Origin of the sequence: Roseateles sp. (genome assembly GCF_965229315.1) — a bacterium.
Lineage (GTDB): Bacteria > Pseudomonadota > Gammaproteobacteria > Burkholderiales > Burkholderiaceae_C > Pelomonas.
On sequence record NZ_CBDDJA010000002.1, the window covers coordinates 72,579 to 89,642 of the forward strand.

The window sequence follows — 17,064 nt, forward strand, 5'->3', positions numbered from 1 at the left end:
TCATGGCCGCCAGCAGCAGTGGCAGCGGCGGCGAGGTCGGAGCCTCAGGCCTCGAGGCGCTCGCCCGCCGCGTCGAACCACATCGTCTTCGCCGCCTCGAACCCGAAGCGCACCTTCGCACCCTCCTGCACCTCGGGCTGGCCCTGCAGCACAGCCGACATCGTGCTGCCTGCGCAGGCCAGCCAGATGACGTGCTGGTTGCCCAGCGGCTCCACGAGTTGCACCTCGGCCTCGAAGGGCTGCTCGGCGCCCAGCCGCACATGCTCGGGGCGCACGGCCAGCGTCAGCCGCTCGCCTTGGGGGCGCGACGCCAGCACTGCGGGCAGGGCGACCGTCAGGCCCGGCGCGGCAAAGCGCCCGCCATCGCCGACCTGGCCTTCGACGCGGTTGATGGCTGGCGAGCCCACGAAGCCCGCCACGCGCAGGTTGTTGGGCTTGTCGTAGACCTCGGCCGGCGTGCCGATCTGCTGGATGACGCCCTGGTGCATGACGACGATGCGCGTGGCCAGCGTCATCGCCTCCACCTGGTCGTGCGTCACGTAGATCATCGTGTTGCCCAGGCGGCCGTGCAGCGTCTTCAGCTCGCGGCGCAGGTCGGTGCGCAGCTTGGCATCGAGGTTGGACAGCGGCTCGTCCAGCAGCAGCACCTTGGCCTCGCGCACCACGGCGCGGCCGATGGCGACGCGCTGGCGTTGCCCGCCGGAGAGCTGGGCCGGGCGGCGCTCCAGCAGCGCCGTCAGCTGCAGCATGTCGGCCGCTGCGGCGACGCGCCTCTCCAGCTCGGCCTTGGGCGTCTTGGCCATCTTCAGCGGGAAGGCCAGGTTCTCCTTCACCGTCATCGTCGGGTAGAGGGCATAGCTCTGGAACACCATGCCCACGCCGCGCTGGCTGGGCTCGGCCTGCGTCATGTCCTGCTCGCCGATGTGGATGCTGCCGCCGCTGACCGGGTTCAGCCCCGCGATGGTGTGCAGCAGCGTGGACTTGCCGCAGCCGGAGGGGCCCAGCAGCACGAGGAACTCGCCGCTGTGCACGTCCAGGTCCAGGTGCTTGATGACCTCGTTGCTGCCGAACTTGATGCTGAGGTCCTGGATGTGAACGCGGGTCAAGGGGTGTCTCCTGTCGTGGGTGTCGCTCGTGATCTGCAGGCGCAGCCGCGGCTCGAATGTCCGCGCATCATGACCTGGCGTTAATAAACTTAATATCGCATTAACCCCGAGGCCGGCCGCCGCTACAGTTCGCCTCCGATGAACCTGCTGCTCGCCGAAGACGACGCCCTGCTGGCCGATGCGCTGCAGCAGCAATTGCTGAGCGCCTCGTTCAAGGTCGAGTGGGCCGAGAACGGCGCCGTGGCCGAGTACCTGCTGAAGAAGCAGGACTTCGACATCGCCATCCTGGACCTGGGCCTGCCCATGGTCGACGGCCTCACCGTGCTCAAGCGCGTGCGCGAGGCCGGCCGCACGCTGCCCATCCTGGTGCTGACGGCGCTGGATGCGCTGGAGCACCGCGTGGCGGGCCTGCAGGCCGGCGCCGACGACTACCTGGTCAAGCCCTTCGACTTCCCCGAACTGGAGGCCCGCCTGCACGCGCTGCTGCGGCGCAGCCGGCCGGCCTCGCAGACGCAGCAGCTGCGCCAGCTGACGCTGGACCGCGCCGCGCACCGCGCCAGCATCGCCGGCCAGCCGGTCGAGCTGAGCCCGCGCGAATGGACGCTGCTGGACCTGCTCGTCAGCGAGCGCGACCGCGTCGTCACGAAGGCGCAGATCGCCGATGCGTGGGGCAGCGACGATGGCGCGTCGCTGGAGGTCTACATCCACCGGCTGCGCCGCAAGCTCGAGGGCTCCGGCCTGGCCGTGCGCACCGTGCGCGGGCTGGGTTACCTGCTGGAAGCCGCCGCGTCTTGACCGGCCGCTCGCTGCACCGCCAACTGCTGTTGTGGCTGCTGCTGCCGCAGATCGTGCTGTGGGGCGTGGCGGCGTTCGGCGCCTACCGCCTGGCGAGCCGCCATGCCGACGAGCTGGTCGACGCCAGCCTGCTGCAGGCCGCGCGCGCGCTGGCGCGGCAGGTCAAGCCGACCGCCAGCGGCGTGTTCGTCGACCTGCCGCCGTCGGCGCAGGACATCCTCGCCGCCGACCCCGAGGACCGCGCGATGTACAGCGTCAGCTCGCCGCCGGGCCAGCTGCGCCTGGGCGACGCGCGCATCCCGCCGCCGCCGCGATCCGCGCCGCCGGGCGAGCCCGTCTTCTACGACGCCGCCGAGCCCGAGCCGCTGCGCGCCGTCGCGCTGGACCTGCACTTGAGCGCACCCGGCGCCATGGACTCGACGCTGCGCGTGCAGATCGCCCGCTCCAGCGCGCCGCGCGACCTGCTGGCGCGGCGCATGCTGCTGGACACGGCGCTGCCGCTGTCGCTGCTGATCGCGCTGATGACCATGGGCGTCTGGGCCGGCATCCGCCGCGGCCTGCAGCCGCTGGCCGAGCTGCAGCAGCAGATGGAAGGCCGGCGCGCCGACGCGCTGGACCCGGTGCAATTGCAGGCCGCGCCGCCCGAGGTGCGCGCGCTGGCCGGCGCGGTCAACGAACTGCTGGGCCAGGTGCAGCAGAACCTGGACACGCAGCGCCGCTTCATCAGCGACGCCGCGCACCAGTTGCGCACGCCGCTGGCCGGCCTGAAGAGCCAGACCGAGCTGGCGCTGGCCGCCGTGGACGCGGCGGCCGACCCCGTGCTGCACCAGCGCCTGGCGCGCGTGCACGAGAGCGCCGTGCGCAGCGCCCGCCTGGTGTCGCAACTGCTGGCGCTGGCGCGCACCGAGCCCGATGCCGTCGCGGCCCAGGGCTGGGCGCCGGTGGACTGCGCCCGCCTCGTGCAGGACGTGACGGCCGAGTGCGTGCCGCGCGCGCTGGCCGCAGGCTGCGACCTGGGTGTGGACATCAGCGCTGCCGCGGTGAGCGTGCAGGGCGTCGAGCTGCTGCTGCGCGAGGCGCTGGTCAACCTGATCGACAACGCCGTGCGCTACGCGGGCGCCGGCGCCACCGTCACCGTGCGGCTGCGGCGCGCGGGCGACGACGTGTGGATCGACGTCGAGGACAACGGCCCCGGTCTCGATCCCGCGCTGCGCGAGCGCGCGTTCGAGCGCTTCGTGCGCGGCAGCGCGGCGGGCGAGGGCTGCGGCCTGGGCCTGGCCATCGTGCGCGAGATCGCCGAGCGGCACGGCGGCCTTGCGCAACTCATGTCGGCCGCGCCGCACGGCTGCATCGCGCGGCTGACGCTGCCACCGATCTAGGGCGCCACGGCAACGCGACCCGTTGCCGTGGCGTGAACAGGCCCTAAGGAGCCAGCAGCTCGGCGATGCGCGTGAGCGCCGCAGCTATGCCGTCCGGCGTGATGCGGCCGAACCCCATCAGCAGCCCGTCGCGGTCCGCGCCGAAGCCCTGCAGCGGGTACAGCCCCACGTCCACCCGCCGGGCCAGCGCCGCGAGTCGGGTGGCATCGATGTCCGAGCCTGCCTTGAACAGCGCCGCCTGGTGGAAGCCCGCCTCCGCCGGCAACAGCGTCAGCCACGGCGCGAGCGCGCCGGCAAAACCGGCCATCAGCCGCTCGCGGCGCAGCCCGTACTCGGCCACGCAGCGGCGCAGGTGCTTGCGGTACGCGCCCTCGGCCATGAAGCGCGCCAGCGCGTGTTGCAGCAGCCTGGGCCCGTGCACGTCCGCGAGGTGCTTGGCGTGCAGCAGTGCATCGCGCAGCGCAAGCGGTGCGATGACATAGCCCAGCCGCAGCGACGGCGCCAGCGTCTTGGAGAAGCTGCCGACGAAGGCGACGCGGCCGTCCGTGTCCAGCCCCTGCAGGCTGTCGCGGGGCTGGCCTTCGAAGCGGAATTCGCTGTCGTAGTCGTCCTCGATGACGACCGCGCCTGTGCGCGCCGCCCAGTCCAGCAGCGCACGGCGCCTCACGGCACTCATGGCCACGCCCAGCGGGAATTGGTGCGCCGGCGTCGTGTAGACCAGCCGGGCGTCGGGCGGCAATGCATCCGTCACCAGGCCTTGCTCGTCCACCGGCACGTGGGCGATACGTGCACCCTGGGCCTGCAGCAGCCCGGTGATTGGCGGATAGCCCGGCGATTCGATCGCCGCCACGTCGCCGGGGCCGACGAGCACGCGCACCAGCAGGTCGAAGGCCTGCTGCGCGCCCTGCGTGACGATGACGTCCGCCGCCGAGCAGCGCACACCGCGGGCAAAGGTCAGGTGTTCGGCAATGGCCTCGCGCAGCGCCAGCAAGCCGGCCGGCGGCGCGTGCGCGCCGCCCTGGCTCATCTGCCGCTGGGCCGCATGCAGGTGGCGGCGCCAGTCTTCATGCGGGAACAAGGCCGGTTCGGGCGAGCCGCCGATGAAGTCCCAGCGCGCCAGCGGGCTGTCGGCGAAGCGCAGCAGCGGCACGGGCAGTGCCTGGAAGGCGGCGATGCGCGCGGCGCTGGCCAGCCGCACGGGTGTCGGCGCGGGCCGCTCAGGCTCCGCCGCCGGCAGCGCGCGCACGAAGCTGCCACGCCCGCGCCGCGCCTCGATCAACTGCTCCAGCGTCAGCCGCTCGTAGGCCTCGGCCACGGTCTGGCGCGCCAGACCGAGCTGCTCGGCCAGCAGCCGCGTGGGCGGCAGCTGCGCGCCGGTGGCCAGCCGCCCGCTGCGGATCAGGCCGCGCAGCTGGCGGAGCAGCTGTTCGCCCAGCGGCTGGCTTCGGTCGATGACGATGTGTAGGTCCACTGGACTGCCGGATTTGCTCGGGATTGGACTGCTCGTGGCGGCGGCTGGCGATCACCCTTCAGTCACCCACTCAACCGCACACGGAGCTTCTCATGACCACCCCGCGCATCGACTTCTACACCGCCTCGCCCGCCGCCCTCAAGGCCATGCTGACGCTGGAAGGCAGCATCGCCAAGCTGGGCCTGGAGGCCAGCCTCATCGAACTCGTGAAGATGCGCACTTCGCAGATCAACGGCTGCGCCTTCTGTCTGGACATGCACAGCCGCGACGCCCGCGAGGCCGGTGAGAGCGAGCGCCGCCTGTACGTGCTGCCGGCCTGGCGCGAGACGACCCTCTTCACGCCGCGCGAGCAGGCGGCGCTGGCCTGGACCGAGGCGCTGACGCTGATCACCGAAGGCCATGCGCCCGACGCCGACTACGCGTTCGCCAAGGAGCAGTTCAGCGACGCCGAACTGGTGAACCTGACGCTGGCGATCACGACCATCAACGCCTGGAACCGCTTCGCCATCGGTTTCCGCAAGGCGCTGCCGGCGTAAGCCCGGGCCAGCCGCACGGCGCCGAGGGCTTCGAGCTGATCGCGCTGGACGCGTCCGCGCCCGGTGCTGGCCCGTGGCGCGTCCATCGTGCTGAACGGCTTCATCAACACCCGCATCGGCATGCCCAACTCGGCCATCTACGCCGCCAGCAAGGCCGCGATGGCCAGGACGCTGTCGGCCGAGCTGCTGCCGCAGGGTGCGCGCGTCAACGTCGCCAGCCCTGGCCCGGTGGCCACGCCGCTGTACGGCAAGCTGGGTTCCGACGCCGACACGCTCCAGCAGGTGGCCGCGCAGATCCAGGGCCAGGTGCCGCTGGACCGCTTCGGCACGCCGCAGGAGATCGCGTCCACGGTGCTGCACCTGGCCGCACCCGAGTTGGCCTTCATCGTCGGCAGCGAGATCGTCGTGGACGGGGGCATGAGCCAGCTTTGAGCACGGCCCGGCGCGGGTGGCGACAATCGCGCGGTTGCTTCAGCCTCCCGCGATTGCCATGTCCACCCGCACCGTCCTCGGCGCCTGCCCCCACGACTGCCCCGACACCTGCGCGCTGCAGATCACCGTCGAGCACGAGCGCGTCATCAAGGTCCAGGGCCGCGCCGAGCATCCCAGCACGCATGGCGCGCTGTGCACCAAGGTCTCGCGCTACCCCGAGCGCACGTATCACGCGGAGCGCCTGCTGCACCCCCTGAAGCGCGTCAGCCGCAAGACCGAGGCGCCGGCCTTCGTGCAGGTGACCTGGGCCGAAGCGATCGCGGACATCGCCGCCAGGCTGACGGCCATCGCCGCGCGCGACCCGCAGGCCATCCAGCCCTACAGCTACGCCGGCACCATGGGCCTGATCCAGGGCGAGGCCATGGCCGGGCGCTTCTTCAATGCCCTGGGCGCCGCGCGGCTGGACCGCACCATCTGCGCCTCCGCCGGCGGCGCAGGCCTGGCCGCCACCTACGGCCACAAGCTGGGCATGCACACGCGGCACTTCGCGGGCGCGAAGCTCATCATCATCTGGGGCAGCAACTCCATCGCGTCCAATCTGCATTTCTGGACCTACGCCAACCAGGCCAAGCGCGACGGCGCCAAGCTCATCTGCATCGACCCGCGCAAGACCGAGACCGCCGACAAGTGCCACCAGCACATCGCCGTGCTGCCCGGCACCGACGGCGCGCTGGCGCTGGGCCTGATGCACGAGTTGATCGTCCACGGCTGGCTGGACCAGGACTACATCGAGCGCCATGTCGATGGCTGGGACGAGCTGCGCGAGAAGGCGCTGGCCTGGCCGCCCGAACGCGTCGCCGCGACCTGCGGTATCAGCGCCGACGAGGTGCGCGGCCTGGCGCGCGACTACGGCGAGCGCGACGCCTTGACCGCGCCCGCCGCCATCCGCATGAACTACGGCCTGCAGCGCGTGCGCGGCGGTGGCAACGCGGTGCGCCTGATCGCGCTGCTGCCCTGCCTGACGGGTGCCTGGCGGCACGAGAGCGGCGGCGTGCTGCTGTCGTCGTCCGGCTGGTTCGCGCCCTACAAGAACCCCGCGCTGGAGCGGCCCGACCTGCTGGCAGGCCGCACGCCGCGCATGGTCAACATGAGCACCATCGGCGACGCGCTGCTGGCCGAGGCCTCGGCTGAGTTCGGCCCGCGCATCGAGGCGCTGGTGGTCTACAACAGCAACCCCGTGGCCGTGGCGCCGGAGTCGCCCAAGGTGGTCAAGGGCTTCCAGCGCGAGGACCTGTTCACCGTCGTGCTGGAGCACTTCATGACCGACACGGCCGACCTGGCCGACTACGTGCTGCCGGCCACGACGCAGCTGGAGCACCTGGACGTGCACACGTCCTACGGCCACACCGACGTGCTGATGAACCAGCCGGCCGTGGCGCCACTGGGCGAGGCCAAGACCAACACGCAGATCTTCCGCGAGCTGGCCGCGGCGATGGGCCTGACCGATGCCGCGTTCAGCGACAGCGACGAGGCGCTGGCGGCGCAGGCGTTCACGTCCGACATCGACATGGCCCTGCTGCGCACCCAGGGCTGGCAGACGCTGCCCATCGCCGAGGCACCGTTCGCCGAGGGCGGATTCCGCACGCCCAACGGCCGCGCCCAGGCCGCGGGCGCCGACTACTTGCCCAACTACGAGAGCGCGCAGGCCTCGCCCGAGCTGGCGGCGCGCTACCCGCTGGCGATGATCTCGCCGCCGGCGCGCAACTTCCTGAACAGCAGCTTCGTCAATGTGAAGAGCCTTCGCGACATTGAGGGCGAACCGCTCATCGAGATGCATGCCGACGACGCCGCCGCGCGCGGCCTGGCCGACGGCACGCTGGTGGCCGCCTTCAACGATCGCGGCCGCTATGTCGCCAAGCTCAAGGTCAGCACGCGCGCGCGGCCCGGCGTCGTCAACGGCCTGGGCGTGTGGTGGCGCAAGCTGGGCGCGCAGGGCACCAACGTCAACGAGGTCACGCACCAGCGCCTGACCGACATGGGCAACGCGCCGGCGTTCTACGACTGCCTCGTGCAGGTCGAGGCGGCTTGACACTGCGCCGGCTTCTCGCGCTGCTGGCCGCGCTGATGCTCAGCGGCTGCAGCGCCACGGGCCACTGGAGCCAGGCGCTCGGCGGCCACCTGGCCCTCATGCGCGCGGCCCAGCCGGTGGGCGACTGGCTGGCCGACCCGGCCACCCCGCCCGACCTCGCCGAACGGCTGAAGCTCACGCAGCAGATGCGCCGCTTCGCCAGCGACGCGCTCGCGCTGCCCGACAACAACAGCTACACCCGCTACGCCGACCTGCACCGCGCGGCTGCGGTGTGGAACGTCGTCGCCGCACCCGAGTTCGGCCTCACGCTCAAGACCTGGTGCTACCCCGTCATGGGCTGCGCCGGCTACCAGGGCTGGTTCGACCGCGACGCCGCCCAGCAGCGCGCCGATGCGCTCGCGGCCGAGGGCTGGGAGGTGCAGGTGCAACCCATTCCTGCCTACTCGTCGCTGGGCTGGAGCCGCTGGCTGGGCGGCGACCCGCTGCTGAACACCTTCATCCGCTACCCCGAGGGCGAGCTGGCGGCCATGGTCTTCCACGAGCTGGCGCACCAGCGCGTCTATGCCAGCGACGACACCGGCTTCAACGAGGCCTATGCCAGTGCCGTCGAGCTGCTGGGCGCGCGCCAGTGGCTGGCTGCCAGGCCCGAGGCGCTGGCCGCCTTCGACGCCGCCCGCGAGCGCCGCGCGCGCTTCCGTGCGCTGGCGCGCGAGGGCCGCGACCGGCTGAAGGCCATCTACGACGGCCCCGAGGCCGGCCGCCGCGAGGCCAAGGCCGCCGTGATGGCCGAGCTGCGCGCCCGCGCGCCGGCCGAGGCGCCGGGCTACGAGGCGTGGTTCCAGCGCGCCAACAACGCCAGCTTCGCGATCCTGGCCGCCTACGACGACCTGGTGCCGGGCTTCGTGCGGCTGTTCGAGCACGAGGGCCGCGACTGGGCGAAGTTCCACGCGGCGGTGGAGCGGCTGAAGCCGCTGTCGCCGGCCGAGCGCCGGGCTACATTGCGGGGCCTGGAGGAAAGGCCCCATGACGTTGACCCTGAGACGCGCCCGACCCGCTGACGCCACGGCGCTGGCGGAACAGCTCGCCGAGCCCGACATCTTTCCCGGCCTGCTGCAGCTGCCGCATGCGAACGTGGAACTGTGGCAGCAGCGCCTGGCCACGCCGCCTGTCGCCGGCTCGCCTGACCTGATGCTGGTTGCCGAGCGCGACGGCCGCATCGTTGGCAGCGCCGGACTGCACCCGGTCGGCGCCCAGCTGCGCCGCCGCCACGCGATGATGCTGGGCATCTCGGTGTCCGCCGCCGCGCAGGGACAGGGCGTCGGCGGCGCGCTGATGACGGCGCTGCTGGACTATGCCGACAACTGGGCGCAGGTGCTGCGCATCGAGCTGACTGTCTTCCACGACAACGCGGGTGCGATCCGCCTGTACGAGCGGCATGGCTTTGAGCTGGAGGGCCGGCACAAGGCCTATGCGCTGCGCGGCGGCGAATACGTGGATGTGTTGGCGATGGCGAGGCTGCATCCGAGGCAGCCGTTGGTGTGCCCGAACTGAGCGTAAGTCGAGGTCTTGCGCGAGAGCGCCGCGAGCCGGATGGCCCTGAGCGTCAGAACACAATCTGCGTCAAACCTCTGCAGACTGGCTATGCCTTGTTGCCCAGTCTTGCTTGAACCGTGGCGATCACGTAATGGATGACTTCTCTCGCCTCGCTGTATGAAACATGGCGATCTGGTGGTCCAACCAGCCCTGCATCGTTTTCGATTGGAATGATGTCATCGATCCCCCGTTCGGTTGGCATCACATAACGACCACGCCAATAGATATACGTAGAAAGGGCTCCAGCGATGTCGGCCTGAAGCTTGGAAAGTGGAACGCTGGCAGGCGCAGCGAGTGCAACTAAGTTGTGGCTGTAGAAAGCTTTCACCAAGTCGTTCTCTAGAGCTGTAGCTGGCTTCTTCACGCCGGAAACCAACTCACGCGAATGCGTGTCATTGACGATCAGGGCTTTCATCATCACTTCGACCGACATGCCCGCCAACATCAGCGCTTGATCTCGCATGTTGAATTGCATCAAGCCGCTGTCTGACCCTGCTGCTACTGCTTCGAACGCATGGAAGAGGTTTTCGCCCTTCATTGCCCATGCTCGCGGCACTTCGTAAATCCCGCGCCAGTAGTTGAGCCAGAAGGTTCTGTCGGGCAAGTATCTAGAGGTCACTGTTGCACTCGGTTGCTGCGCATGATCACCACGCATTGCGCAATTGCCGGGCGGTTTATCCCGCTCACGGTAACGCCTGCCCGCGAGCCGTCACGTACAGCCTGTACCACTCATCCCGGCTCAACTGAATCTTCGTCGCGTCACCACAGGCGCGGATGCGCTCCGCATTGCCGCTGCCGATGACCGGCTGGATGCCGGCCGGGTGGCGCAGCAGCCAGGCGAGCAGCACGGCGTTGGGCGCCGTGCGGTGGGCCTCGGCGATCTGGTGCACGGCCGCGGCGCCGGCTGAGGACGACGGGTCGTTGAACCGCCCCTGCGCGAGCGACCCCCAGGCCTGCAGCTGCACGCCGTGCTGCTGCGCGTATTCCAGCGTGCCGGCCCAGGCGACGCCGCCCGGCCGCGTGGCCGCCTGCGGGTCGTTGAACGTGGTGCCCACGTCGATGGCGTCCAGCTTGGCCAGGCTCAGCTCCAGCTGGTTGACCACCAGCGGCTCGCTCAGCGCCGACTGCAGCCAGCGCATCTGGCCGGCATGCATGTTGGACACGCCCAGATGCGAGACCTTGCCGGCTGCCTTGAGCCGCCCGAAGGCGCGGGCCACCTCGGCGGGCTGCATCAGCGGGTCGGGGCGGTGCAGCAGCAGGATGTCGATGCGCTCGACGGCCAGGCGCTTCAGCGTGGCGTCGACGCTGTGCTCGATGTGCTCCGCGCTGAGGTCGTAGCGGCCCACGTGGGCCTCGTCGGCGAAGCGGATGCCGCACTTGCTCTGCAGCCGCACGCGCCCGCGCAGGCCGGCGTCGCGCTTGAGCAATTCGCCGAACACGGCCTCGGCCTTGCCGCGGCGGTAGATGTCGGCGTGGTCGAACAGCGTGACGCCGATCTCCAGCGCGGCCTCGACGGCGGCGTGGGCGTGGGCGATGTCGGCTTCGGAGACGGGGCCACCGCCCCAGTCGCCGCCGAGGGCCATGCAGCCGTAGACCAGCGGGCTGGCGTCGATCAGGTGGGCGGTCAGCGGGAGCGGGAAGGTCATGTGGCGTGTGCGGTAGCGGCCTTTTCGGCGCCGCAGTATGCGGGCAAAGCCGGCGCGGCGTTAGAGTCGCCGCCACGAGACAAGGAGCGCCGTCCATGGCCGAAATCCGCATCCACCGAGAACACAGCCTGGGCCTTGAGCGCGCGCGCGAGATTGCCTGGCAGTGGGCCGAGCAGGTCGAGCAGAAGTTCGACATGGCATGCACCGTGCACGAGGGCGACGACGAGGACACCGTCGAGTTCACGCGTTCGGGCGTGAAGGGCGAGCTGACGGTGTCGGCCACGCGGTTCGATCTGGTCGCGCAGCTGGGCTTCCTGCTGGGGGCGTTCAAGAGCACCATCGAGACGGAAATCCAGAAGGAACTGGATTCCCTGCTGGCCGTGAAGAAGAAGGCGCCGGCCAAGAAAAAACCGGCCTGAGGGCCGGTTCTTTGCAAGGCCGCAGCAGCGGCTTACTTCAAAGACTCGATCAGGTCGATGTACTGCTGCATCGCGTCGTCGGCTGACGTGCCCTTGAGTTCGTTCCAGGCGTCCCACTTCGCGCGGCCGACCATGTCGGTGAAGCCGGGGCGCTTGCCATCCGCGTCGCCCGTGCTGCCCTGCTTGTACAGCGCATAGAGCTTGAGCAGCGTCATGTTGTCCGGCCGCTCCGGCAGGTCCTTGGATCCGGCGACGGCGGCTTCGAATTGGTCTTTCAGGCTCACGGGGTTCTCCAGGGCTGATTCGAGGGGGTCGACTGGTGACAATCGAACGATGGGTCGCGAAGTTTAGGCCTGCAGAACAACGCATCGAGGAGACGGATTTGGGCGCCAGCAGCGAACGCATGTCCAAGGTGGATACCGCCTGGCTGCGCATGGACACCGAGGCCAACCTGATGATGATCGTCGGGGTCTGGTCCATCCGGCCCGGCATCACGCTGGCCGCGCTGCGCACGCGCGTGGCCGAGCGGCTGCTGCAGTACCCGCGCTTTCGTCAGAAGGTGGTGGATGACGCGCTGCTCGGTGCGCAGTGGGTGGTCGACAAGGACTTCGACATCGCCCGCCACGTCATCCAGGAGCTGCCGCTGCCGCTGCGTGGCCAGTCGCGCGAGCAGGTGCTGCGCGAGCGCGTGGGCGAGCTGTGTTCGCAGCCGCTGGACCCGGCCCATCCGCTGTGGCAGATGCAGCTGATCGAGGACATGGGCGACGGCAGCAGCGCGCTGATCTGCCGCATCCACCATTGCATCGCCGACGGCATCGCGCTGATCGCGGTGATGCTGTCCATCACCGACGGCGGCCAGGCGCCGCCCAGGCGTGCACCCCGGCCCGAGCCCGACGAGGCGGACTGGCTGCTCGACGCCTTCCTGCGCCCGCTGAGCAACATGACCGTCAAGGCCATCGGCATGACGGGCAAGGGCGTAGCCAAGGGGATGGACGCGGTGATGGGCGCCAGAACGCCGATGACAGCGCCGATGGACTCCTCGCTGGAGATGGCGCGCATGGGCTACCAGGCCGTGTCCGACGTGGCCGCCTTCGCGCTGATGCCCGACGACTCCCCCACGCGGCTCAAGGGCAAGCCCGGCCCCCGCAAGACCGTGGCCTGGGACGACAGCCTGGCGCTGGACGAGGTCAAGGCCGTCGGCCGCGCGCTGGGCGCCTCCATCAACGACGTGCTGCTGGCCTGCGCGGCCGGCGCCATCGGCCGCTACCTGGCCGAGAAGGGCGAGGACCCGACGGCCAAGGAGATCCGCGCCATGGTGCCGGTCAACCTGCGCCCGCTGGAGCAGGCCTGGCAGCTGGGCAACCGCTTCGGCCTGGTGCCGCTGGTGCTGCCCATCGGCATCGCCAACCCCATCGAGCGCTTGTTCGCGGTGCGTGCGCGCATGAGCGAGCTCAAGGGCAGCTTCCAGCCCGTGATGGCCTTTGGCCTGCTGTCGGTGGCGGGCCTGCTGATCAAGCCGGTGCAGCACGCGATGCTGAACCTCTTCGCGAAGAAGGCCACCGCGGTGATGACCAACGTGCCCGGCCCGGCCGAGCCGCTGAAGTTCTGCGGCTCCACGGTCGAGCAGGTGATGTTCTGGGTGCCGCAGTCGGGCGACATCGGCATGGGGCTGAGCATCCTGACCTACGCCGGCCGCGTGCAGTTCGGCCTCATCACGGACACCGGCCTGTGCCCGGACCCCGAGGCCATCGTGGCCAACTTTGCGCCCGAGTTCGAGAAGCTGCTGATGCTGTCGCTGATGCTGCCGTGGCCGCAGGATGCCGCCTGACGACACACACCTGGGTCGGCGCCGACGCGCGAGTGGGCGGCTTCAGGTGGCAGCGGTTGAAAGCACGGCCCCAAAAACAAAGGCGCTCCGGAGAGCGCCTGTTTTTCTGACGGTTCGAAACGATCAGAGCTTTTTCTTGGCCGTCGGGCGGCCCGCAGCGGTCGGGTAGGCCGCCATCACCTTGGACGGGTCAGCCTTGTTGTCCAGGTAGGCGGCGTACTGGTCGGCCGTGCAGGCCAGCAGCTTGCCGGGGCGGGCTTCACCCTTGTACTTGCCGTTGGCATAGACGAACTGGTACTCGTTGGCCGCAACCGGCGTCGAGATGCTGCTGGTGTCGCTGTAGCTCTTGGCGCACTCGGCACGCAGTTCGGCCTGCTCGGGCGTGGTGTTGTTGGCGGCCTGGGCGGTCAGAGCAGCGAAGGCGGCAACGGCGGGGATCAGGAACTTCATGGCGCGGTCTCGTTGGGGGTGGCTGATGGATGCGAAGCTTACGGGGCGACGCGCCGGCTTGCACCCCCGGAACCACGGGTGGGCGAGTCGTGACGGAGTTCACGACTCGCCGCCGGCTTCGTGAACTACTCCTCGAGTTCTTCCTTGGCCAGCTCGATGTCCAGCAGCTCCATCGCGTCCGCCGCGTCGCAGGCGGCCGCGTCGGCGTAGAGCTGCTCGGCCTCCTTCAGGCGCTTGTCGCCCTCCAGCATGACGAGGCCGTTGGCGCGCTCGATCATCGCGATCGCGCTGGCTGGGTTGAGCTTCAAGGCCTGCTCGAACATCTTCAGCCCGGTGGCCGTGTCGGCGCCCTGCGTGCGGCCCAGCAGCTTGCCGACCTTGTCTATGACCTCGGCGTGGAAGGCGCCCAGCGCGATGTGCGCGTCGGCATGCTTGGGCGCGAGCTTGATGGTCGTCTCCAGTGCGCCCTTGACCTTGCTGCCCAGGCCTTGCGCCAGCGCCTTGGCCACGCTGATGCCCTGGCCGTAACGGCCCAGCGCGTAGGCCTGCCAGTAGTGGGCGTTGGCGTTCTTGGCGTCCTCGGCCTGCTGCGCCTCGGCGCGCTCGGCGATCTCCAGGAACATGTCCAGCTTCACCTTCTCCTTCTTTTCGAGGTAGTTGGCGTAGATGCCCTGGGCCTTGTTCGCGACCGTGATGCCCGCGCCGCCTGCGGCCAGGCCCGCGTCGTAGGCGGCCTGGAAGTCGCCCGCATGGAAGTGGATCCAGGCCTGCTGGACGTCGGCGTCCTTGGGGAAGGGCTCGGCGTCGCCGGCATGCAGCCGCGCCCAGTGCTTCTTCAGCGTGGCCGGCGTGTAGACGAAGGCGCTGTTGTCATAGGGAAAGGCGGTCCACTTGGCCATCGCGTTGTCTCCTTATTGGTAGTTGCCCGCGAGCTTGAAGAGATGGTCCTTGGACGCGGGTTCAAGGTAGGGTAGCAGCAGGCTCAGCGCATGGAAGGCGCCGCGCATCAGCGCTGCGCCGGCGCGGTCGGGCTCCAGCGCGTGGCGCGGATCGCGCACGTATTCGTAGCTCAGCCAGTAGCTCACCACCACCACCATCGCATTGGCCGTGGGTGCCGCCTCGCGCAGCGCCATCTTCAGCGCGCCGCCCAGGTGCAGGCCCGACAGCACATGGCGCATCGCCTGCTCCTTGGCCGCCAGCAGCGCCTGGAAGTGCGTCTCCAGGCGGCGGTTCTTGAACAGCAGGTCGTTCAGGTCGCGGTACAGGAAACGGTGCTGCCAGATCAGCTCGAACAGCATGTGGAAGAACAGCCACGCGTCCTCCACGTGGCGCACGTTGTCGGCTGCGGCCAGCAGCTCGCCCAGCTCCGCCTCGTAGCGGCCGAACAGCGCGTTGATGAGCTCGTCCTTGGCCGGGTAGTGGTAGTAGAGGTTGCCGGGGCTGATCTTCAGTTCGGCCGAGATCAGCGTCGTCGACACGTTGGGCTCGCCGAAGCGGTTGAAGAGGTCCAGCGTGACCTCCAGGATGCGCTCGGCGGTGCGGCGTGGGCGTTTGGGCGTGGGCATGGGGCGTGGAGGGGGCGAGGGCATTCTGGCAGCGATCAGCGCTGCCAAAGGGCCACTCCTAGAATCGCGCGCCATGCCAAGTCCAGCCGCCGTGCCCGCCATTTCGTTCCAGAACGTCAAGAAAACATACCGGGGAGGGCAGCTGAAGGCGCTGGATGGGGTGAGCTTTGACATCCAACCCGGCGAATTCTTCGGGCTGCTGGGCCCCAACGGCGCCGGCAAGACGACGCTGATCAGCGTGCTCGCGGGCCTCGTCAAGGCCAGCGAGGGCCGCGTGCGCGTGATGGGCCACGACGTGGTGGACGACTACGCGAGCGCGCGCCAGTCGCTGGGCGTGGTGCCGCAGGAGCTGGTGTTCGACCCCTTCTTCAGCGTGCGCGAGTCGCTGCGCATCCAGAGCGGCTATTTCGGCGTGAAGAACAACGACGCCTGGATCGACGAGCTGCTGCACAACCTGGGCCTGGCCGACAAGGCCAATGCCAACATGCGCCAGCTCTCCGGCGGCATGAAGCGCCGCGTGCTGGTCGCGCAGGCGCTGGTGCATCGCCCGCCCGTCATCGTGCTGGACGAGCCCACGGCCGGCGTGGACGTGGAGCTGCGCCAGACGCTGTGGCAGTTCATCGCCCGCCTCAACAAGGAAGGCCACACGGTGCTGCTGACCACGCACTACCTCGAAGAGGCCGAGGCGCTGTGCCAGCGCATCGGCATGCTGAAGGCCGGCCGCATCGTGGCGCTGGACCGCACGTCGCAGCTGCTGGCCGGCACGGCGTCGACCATGCTGCGCTTCAAGACCGACGCGGTGCTGCCGCCCGAGATCGCGGCGCGCGCCCGTGTGACGGGCCGCATCGTGCAGGTGACGGCGCATGACGCCGCTGAAGTGGAGACCACGTTGGCTGCATTGCGCGCCGCGGGCGTGCCCGTCGAAGACCTGGAGATCGGCCGTGCCGACCTTGAAGACGTGTTCCTCGAAATCATGCAGGGAGAACAGGCATGAACGGCGCTTCCACCCTCTTCAAGAAGGAAGTGCTGCGCTTCTGGAAGGTCGCCTTCCAGACCGTCTGCGCGCCGGTGCTGACGGCGGTGATGTACCTGCTCGTCTTCGGCCACACGCTGGAAGACCACGTGAAGGTCTACGACACGGTGGGCTACACGCAGTTCCTGATCCCGGGCCTGGTCATGATGAGCGTGCTGCAGAACGCGTTCGCCAACAGCTCGTCCAGCCTGATCCAGAGCAAGATCACCGGCAACCTCGTGTTCCTGCTGCTGACGCCGTTGTCGCCCGCGGCCTGGTACGTCGCCTACGTGGGCGCGGCGGTGGTGCGCGGCATGGCCGTGGGCGCGGGCGTGCTGCTGGTCACGCTGTGGTTCGCGCTGCCGGGGTTGGACAACCTGCTGTGGGTGCTGACCTTCACCGTGCTGGGCGCCGGCCTGATGGGCACGCTGGGCCTGATCGCCGGGCTGTGGGCCGAGAAGTTCGACCAGCTTGCGGCCTTCCAGAACTTCATCATCATGCCCATGACCTTTTTGTCGGGCGTGTTCTATTCGGTGCATTCGCTGCCCGGCTTCTGGCAGGGCATCAGCCACCTGAACCCGTTCTTCTACATGATCGACGGCTTTCGCCGCGGGTTCTTCGGCGTCAGCGACGTGTCGCCGTGGCTGAGCCTCGGGGTGGTCGGCGTCAGCTTCGCGGTCGCGGCGGGGCTGGCTTTGTCGCTGCTCAAGAGCGGCTACAAGCTCAGGTCTTAGGGCTTCCCT

General features: G+C 69.5%; 18 protein-coding genes and 1 pseudogene. 11 read left to right on the forward strand and 8 right to left on the reverse strand.

What is annotated here, in order from left to right; genetic code table 11:
* Positions 1-44: 44 nt before the first annotated feature.
* A complete protein-coding gene (locus tag ACO07H_RS05025) occupies positions 45-1,106 on the reverse strand; it encodes an ABC transporter ATP-binding protein (RefSeq protein ID WP_422011784.1) in 1,062 nt (353 codons plus the stop codon).
* A gap of 138 nt (positions 1,107-1,244) precedes the next feature.
* On the opposite strand from ACO07H_RS05025, the gene ACO07H_RS05030 reads away from it, so the two are divergent.
* Together ACO07H_RS05030 and ACO07H_RS05035 are read left to right on the forward strand one after the other, a co-directional pair.
* Complete coding sequence (locus ACO07H_RS05030; protein WP_422011786.1) at positions 1,245-1,901, forward strand: response regulator transcription factor; 657 nt, start codon at positions 1,245-1,247, stop codon at positions 1,899-1,901.
* Positions 1,898-3,280 (forward strand): sensor histidine kinase, encoded by a 1,383-nt coding sequence (locus ACO07H_RS05035; protein ID WP_422011788.1) that lies wholly within the window; start codon positions 1,898-1,900, stop codon positions 3,278-3,280. The genes ACO07H_RS05030 and ACO07H_RS05035 overlap by 4 nt, the downstream gene beginning before the upstream one ends.
* Before the next feature lie 43 nt (positions 3,281-3,323).
* Here ACO07H_RS05035 and ACO07H_RS05040 read toward each other — a convergent pair whose 3' ends face one another.
* A complete protein-coding gene (locus tag ACO07H_RS05040) occupies positions 3,324-4,751 on the reverse strand; it encodes a PLP-dependent aminotransferase family protein (RefSeq protein WP_422011790.1) in 1,428 nt (475 codons plus the stop codon).
* 92 nt (positions 4,752-4,843) lie between these two features.
* On the opposite strand from ACO07H_RS05040, the gene ACO07H_RS05045 reads away from it, so the two are divergent.
* The 5 genes and pseudogenes from ACO07H_RS05045 (at position 4,844) to ACO07H_RS05065 (ending at position 9,359) form a co-directional block, all read left to right on the forward strand.
* On the forward strand, positions 4,844-5,287 hold the full coding sequence (locus ACO07H_RS05045; protein ID WP_422011792.1) for a carboxymuconolactone decarboxylase family protein: 444 nt from the start codon (positions 4,844-4,846) through the stop codon (positions 5,285-5,287).
* 60 nt (positions 5,288-5,347) lie between these two features.
* A pseudogene (locus tag ACO07H_RS05050) lies at positions 5,348-5,719 on the forward strand (SDR family oxidoreductase); the annotation flags it as partial.
* Positions 5,720-5,777: 58 nt separating this feature from the next.
* Positions 5,778-7,808, forward strand: a complete 2,031-nt coding sequence (locus ACO07H_RS05055) for a molybdopterin-containing oxidoreductase family protein (RefSeq protein WP_422011794.1) — start codon at positions 5,778-5,780, stop codon at positions 7,806-7,808.
* Entirely contained in the window at positions 7,805-8,866 is a 1,062-nt protein-coding gene (locus tag ACO07H_RS05060; RefSeq protein ID WP_422011796.1) for an aminopeptidase, read from the forward strand. The genes ACO07H_RS05055 and ACO07H_RS05060 overlap by 4 nt, the downstream gene beginning before the upstream one ends.
* Positions 8,832-9,359 (forward strand): GNAT family N-acetyltransferase, encoded by a 528-nt coding sequence (locus ACO07H_RS05065; protein WP_422011798.1) that lies wholly within the window; start codon positions 8,832-8,834, stop codon positions 9,357-9,359. The genes ACO07H_RS05060 and ACO07H_RS05065 overlap by 35 nt, the downstream gene beginning before the upstream one ends.
* An 88-nt stretch (positions 9,360-9,447) precedes the next feature.
* On the opposite strand, the gene ACO07H_RS05070 is transcribed toward ACO07H_RS05065, so the two are convergent.
* Together ACO07H_RS05070 and ACO07H_RS05075 are read right to left on the reverse strand one after the other, a co-directional pair.
* On the reverse strand, positions 9,448-10,005 hold the full coding sequence (locus tag ACO07H_RS05070; protein WP_422011800.1) for a hypothetical protein: 558 nt from the start codon (positions 10,003-10,005) through the stop codon (positions 9,448-9,450).
* Between the two features lie 79 nt (positions 10,006-10,084).
* Positions 10,085-11,047, reverse strand: coding sequence for an aldo/keto reductase (locus ACO07H_RS05075; RefSeq protein WP_422011802.1), 963 nt, complete (start codon positions 11,045-11,047; stop codon positions 10,085-10,087).
* 95 nt (positions 11,048-11,142) lie between these two features.
* Here ACO07H_RS05075 and ACO07H_RS05080 point away from each other — a divergent pair, with 95 nt between their 5' ends.
* Complete coding sequence (locus tag ACO07H_RS05080; RefSeq protein WP_422011804.1) at positions 11,143-11,466, forward strand: polyhydroxyalkanoic acid system family protein; 324 nt, start codon at positions 11,143-11,145, stop codon at positions 11,464-11,466.
* A gap of 32 nt (positions 11,467-11,498) precedes the next feature.
* On the opposite strand, the gene ACO07H_RS05085 is transcribed toward ACO07H_RS05080, so the two are convergent.
* The gene (locus tag ACO07H_RS05085) at positions 11,499-11,750 is read right to left on the reverse strand and encodes an acyl-CoA-binding protein (protein ID WP_422011806.1); all 252 of its coding nucleotides are present in this window, start codon (positions 11,748-11,750) and stop codon (positions 11,499-11,501) included.
* Positions 11,751-11,869: 119 nt separating this feature from the next.
* Between ACO07H_RS05085 and ACO07H_RS05090 the strand changes: the two genes are divergently transcribed.
* The gene (locus ACO07H_RS05090; RefSeq protein ID WP_422011808.1) at positions 11,870-13,294 is read left to right on the forward strand and encodes a wax ester/triacylglycerol synthase family O-acyltransferase; all 1,425 of its coding nucleotides are present in this window, start codon (positions 11,870-11,872) and stop codon (positions 13,292-13,294) included.
* Between the two features lie 123 nt (positions 13,295-13,417).
* Here ACO07H_RS05090 and ACO07H_RS05095 read toward each other — a convergent pair whose 3' ends face one another.
* From ACO07H_RS05095 to ACO07H_RS05105, 3 genes are all read right to left on the reverse strand, one after another.
* Positions 13,418-13,744: a hypothetical protein gene (locus tag ACO07H_RS05095; protein WP_422011810.1), complete on the reverse strand. Its 327-nt coding sequence runs from the start codon at positions 13,742-13,744 to the stop codon at positions 13,418-13,420.
* Between the two features lie 125 nt (positions 13,745-13,869).
* Positions 13,870-14,643 carry a hypothetical protein gene (locus tag ACO07H_RS05100; protein WP_422011812.1) on the reverse strand — a complete coding sequence of 258 codons (774 nt, stop codon included), beginning with the start codon at positions 14,641-14,643 and terminating at the stop codon, positions 13,870-13,872.
* 12 nt (positions 14,644-14,655) lie between these two features.
* Positions 14,656-15,309 (reverse strand): TetR/AcrR family transcriptional regulator, encoded by a 654-nt coding sequence (locus ACO07H_RS05105; protein ID WP_422011814.1) that lies wholly within the window; start codon positions 15,307-15,309, stop codon positions 14,656-14,658.
* Positions 15,310-15,400: 91 nt separating this feature from the next.
* On the opposite strand from ACO07H_RS05105, the gene ACO07H_RS05110 reads away from it, so the two are divergent.
* Together ACO07H_RS05110 and ACO07H_RS05115 are read left to right on the forward strand one after the other, a co-directional pair.
* Positions 15,401-16,303, forward strand: coding sequence for an ABC transporter ATP-binding protein (locus ACO07H_RS05110; RefSeq protein ID WP_422018591.1), 903 nt, complete (start codon positions 15,401-15,403; stop codon positions 16,301-16,303).
* Positions 16,300-17,055, forward strand: a complete 756-nt coding sequence (locus ACO07H_RS05115) for an ABC transporter permease (protein WP_422011816.1) — start codon at positions 16,300-16,302, stop codon at positions 17,053-17,055. The genes ACO07H_RS05110 and ACO07H_RS05115 overlap by 4 nt, the downstream gene beginning before the upstream one ends.
* Positions 17,056-17,064 lie beyond the last annotated feature (9 nt).

What these genes read in the sequence shown, in the direction of transcription:
- ACO07H_RS05030 (WP_422011786.1), top strand. Translation starts at nt 1,245, where the DNA reads ATGAACCTGCTGCTCGCCGAAGACGACGCCCTGCTGGCCGATGCGCTG.
- ACO07H_RS05045 (WP_422011792.1), top strand. Translation starts at nt 4,844, where the DNA reads ATGACCACCCCGCGCATCGACTTCTACACCGCCTCGCCCGCCGCCCTC.
- ACO07H_RS05055 (WP_422011794.1), top strand. Translation starts at nt 5,778, where the DNA reads ATGTCCACCCGCACCGTCCTCGGCGCCTGCCCCCACGACTGCCCCGAC.
- ACO07H_RS05065 (WP_422011798.1), top strand. Translation starts at nt 8,832, where the DNA reads ATGACGTTGACCCTGAGACGCGCCCGACCCGCTGACGCCACGGCGCTG.
- ACO07H_RS05075 (WP_422011802.1), bottom strand. Translation starts at nt 11,047, where the DNA reads ATGACCTTCCCGCTCCCGCTGACCGCCCACCTGATCGACGCCAGCCCG.
- ACO07H_RS05080 (WP_422011804.1), top strand. Translation starts at nt 11,143, where the DNA reads ATGGCCGAAATCCGCATCCACCGAGAACACAGCCTGGGCCTTGAGCGC.
- ACO07H_RS05090 (WP_422011808.1), top strand. Translation starts at nt 11,870, where the DNA reads ATGTCCAAGGTGGATACCGCCTGGCTGCGCATGGACACCGAGGCCAAC.
- ACO07H_RS05095 (WP_422011810.1), bottom strand. Translation starts at nt 13,744, where the DNA reads ATGAAGTTCCTGATCCCCGCCGTTGCCGCCTTCGCTGCTCTGACCGCC.
- ACO07H_RS05100 (WP_422011812.1), bottom strand. Translation starts at nt 14,643, where the DNA reads ATGGCCAAGTGGACCGCCTTTCCCTATGACAACAGCGCCTTCGTCTAC.
- ACO07H_RS05105 (WP_422011814.1), bottom strand. Translation starts at nt 15,309, where the DNA reads ATGCCCACGCCCAAACGCCCACGCCGCACCGCCGAGCGCATCCTGGAG.
- ACO07H_RS05115 (WP_422011816.1), top strand. Translation starts at nt 16,300, where the DNA reads ATGAACGGCGCTTCCACCCTCTTCAAGAAGGAAGTGCTGCGCTTCTGG.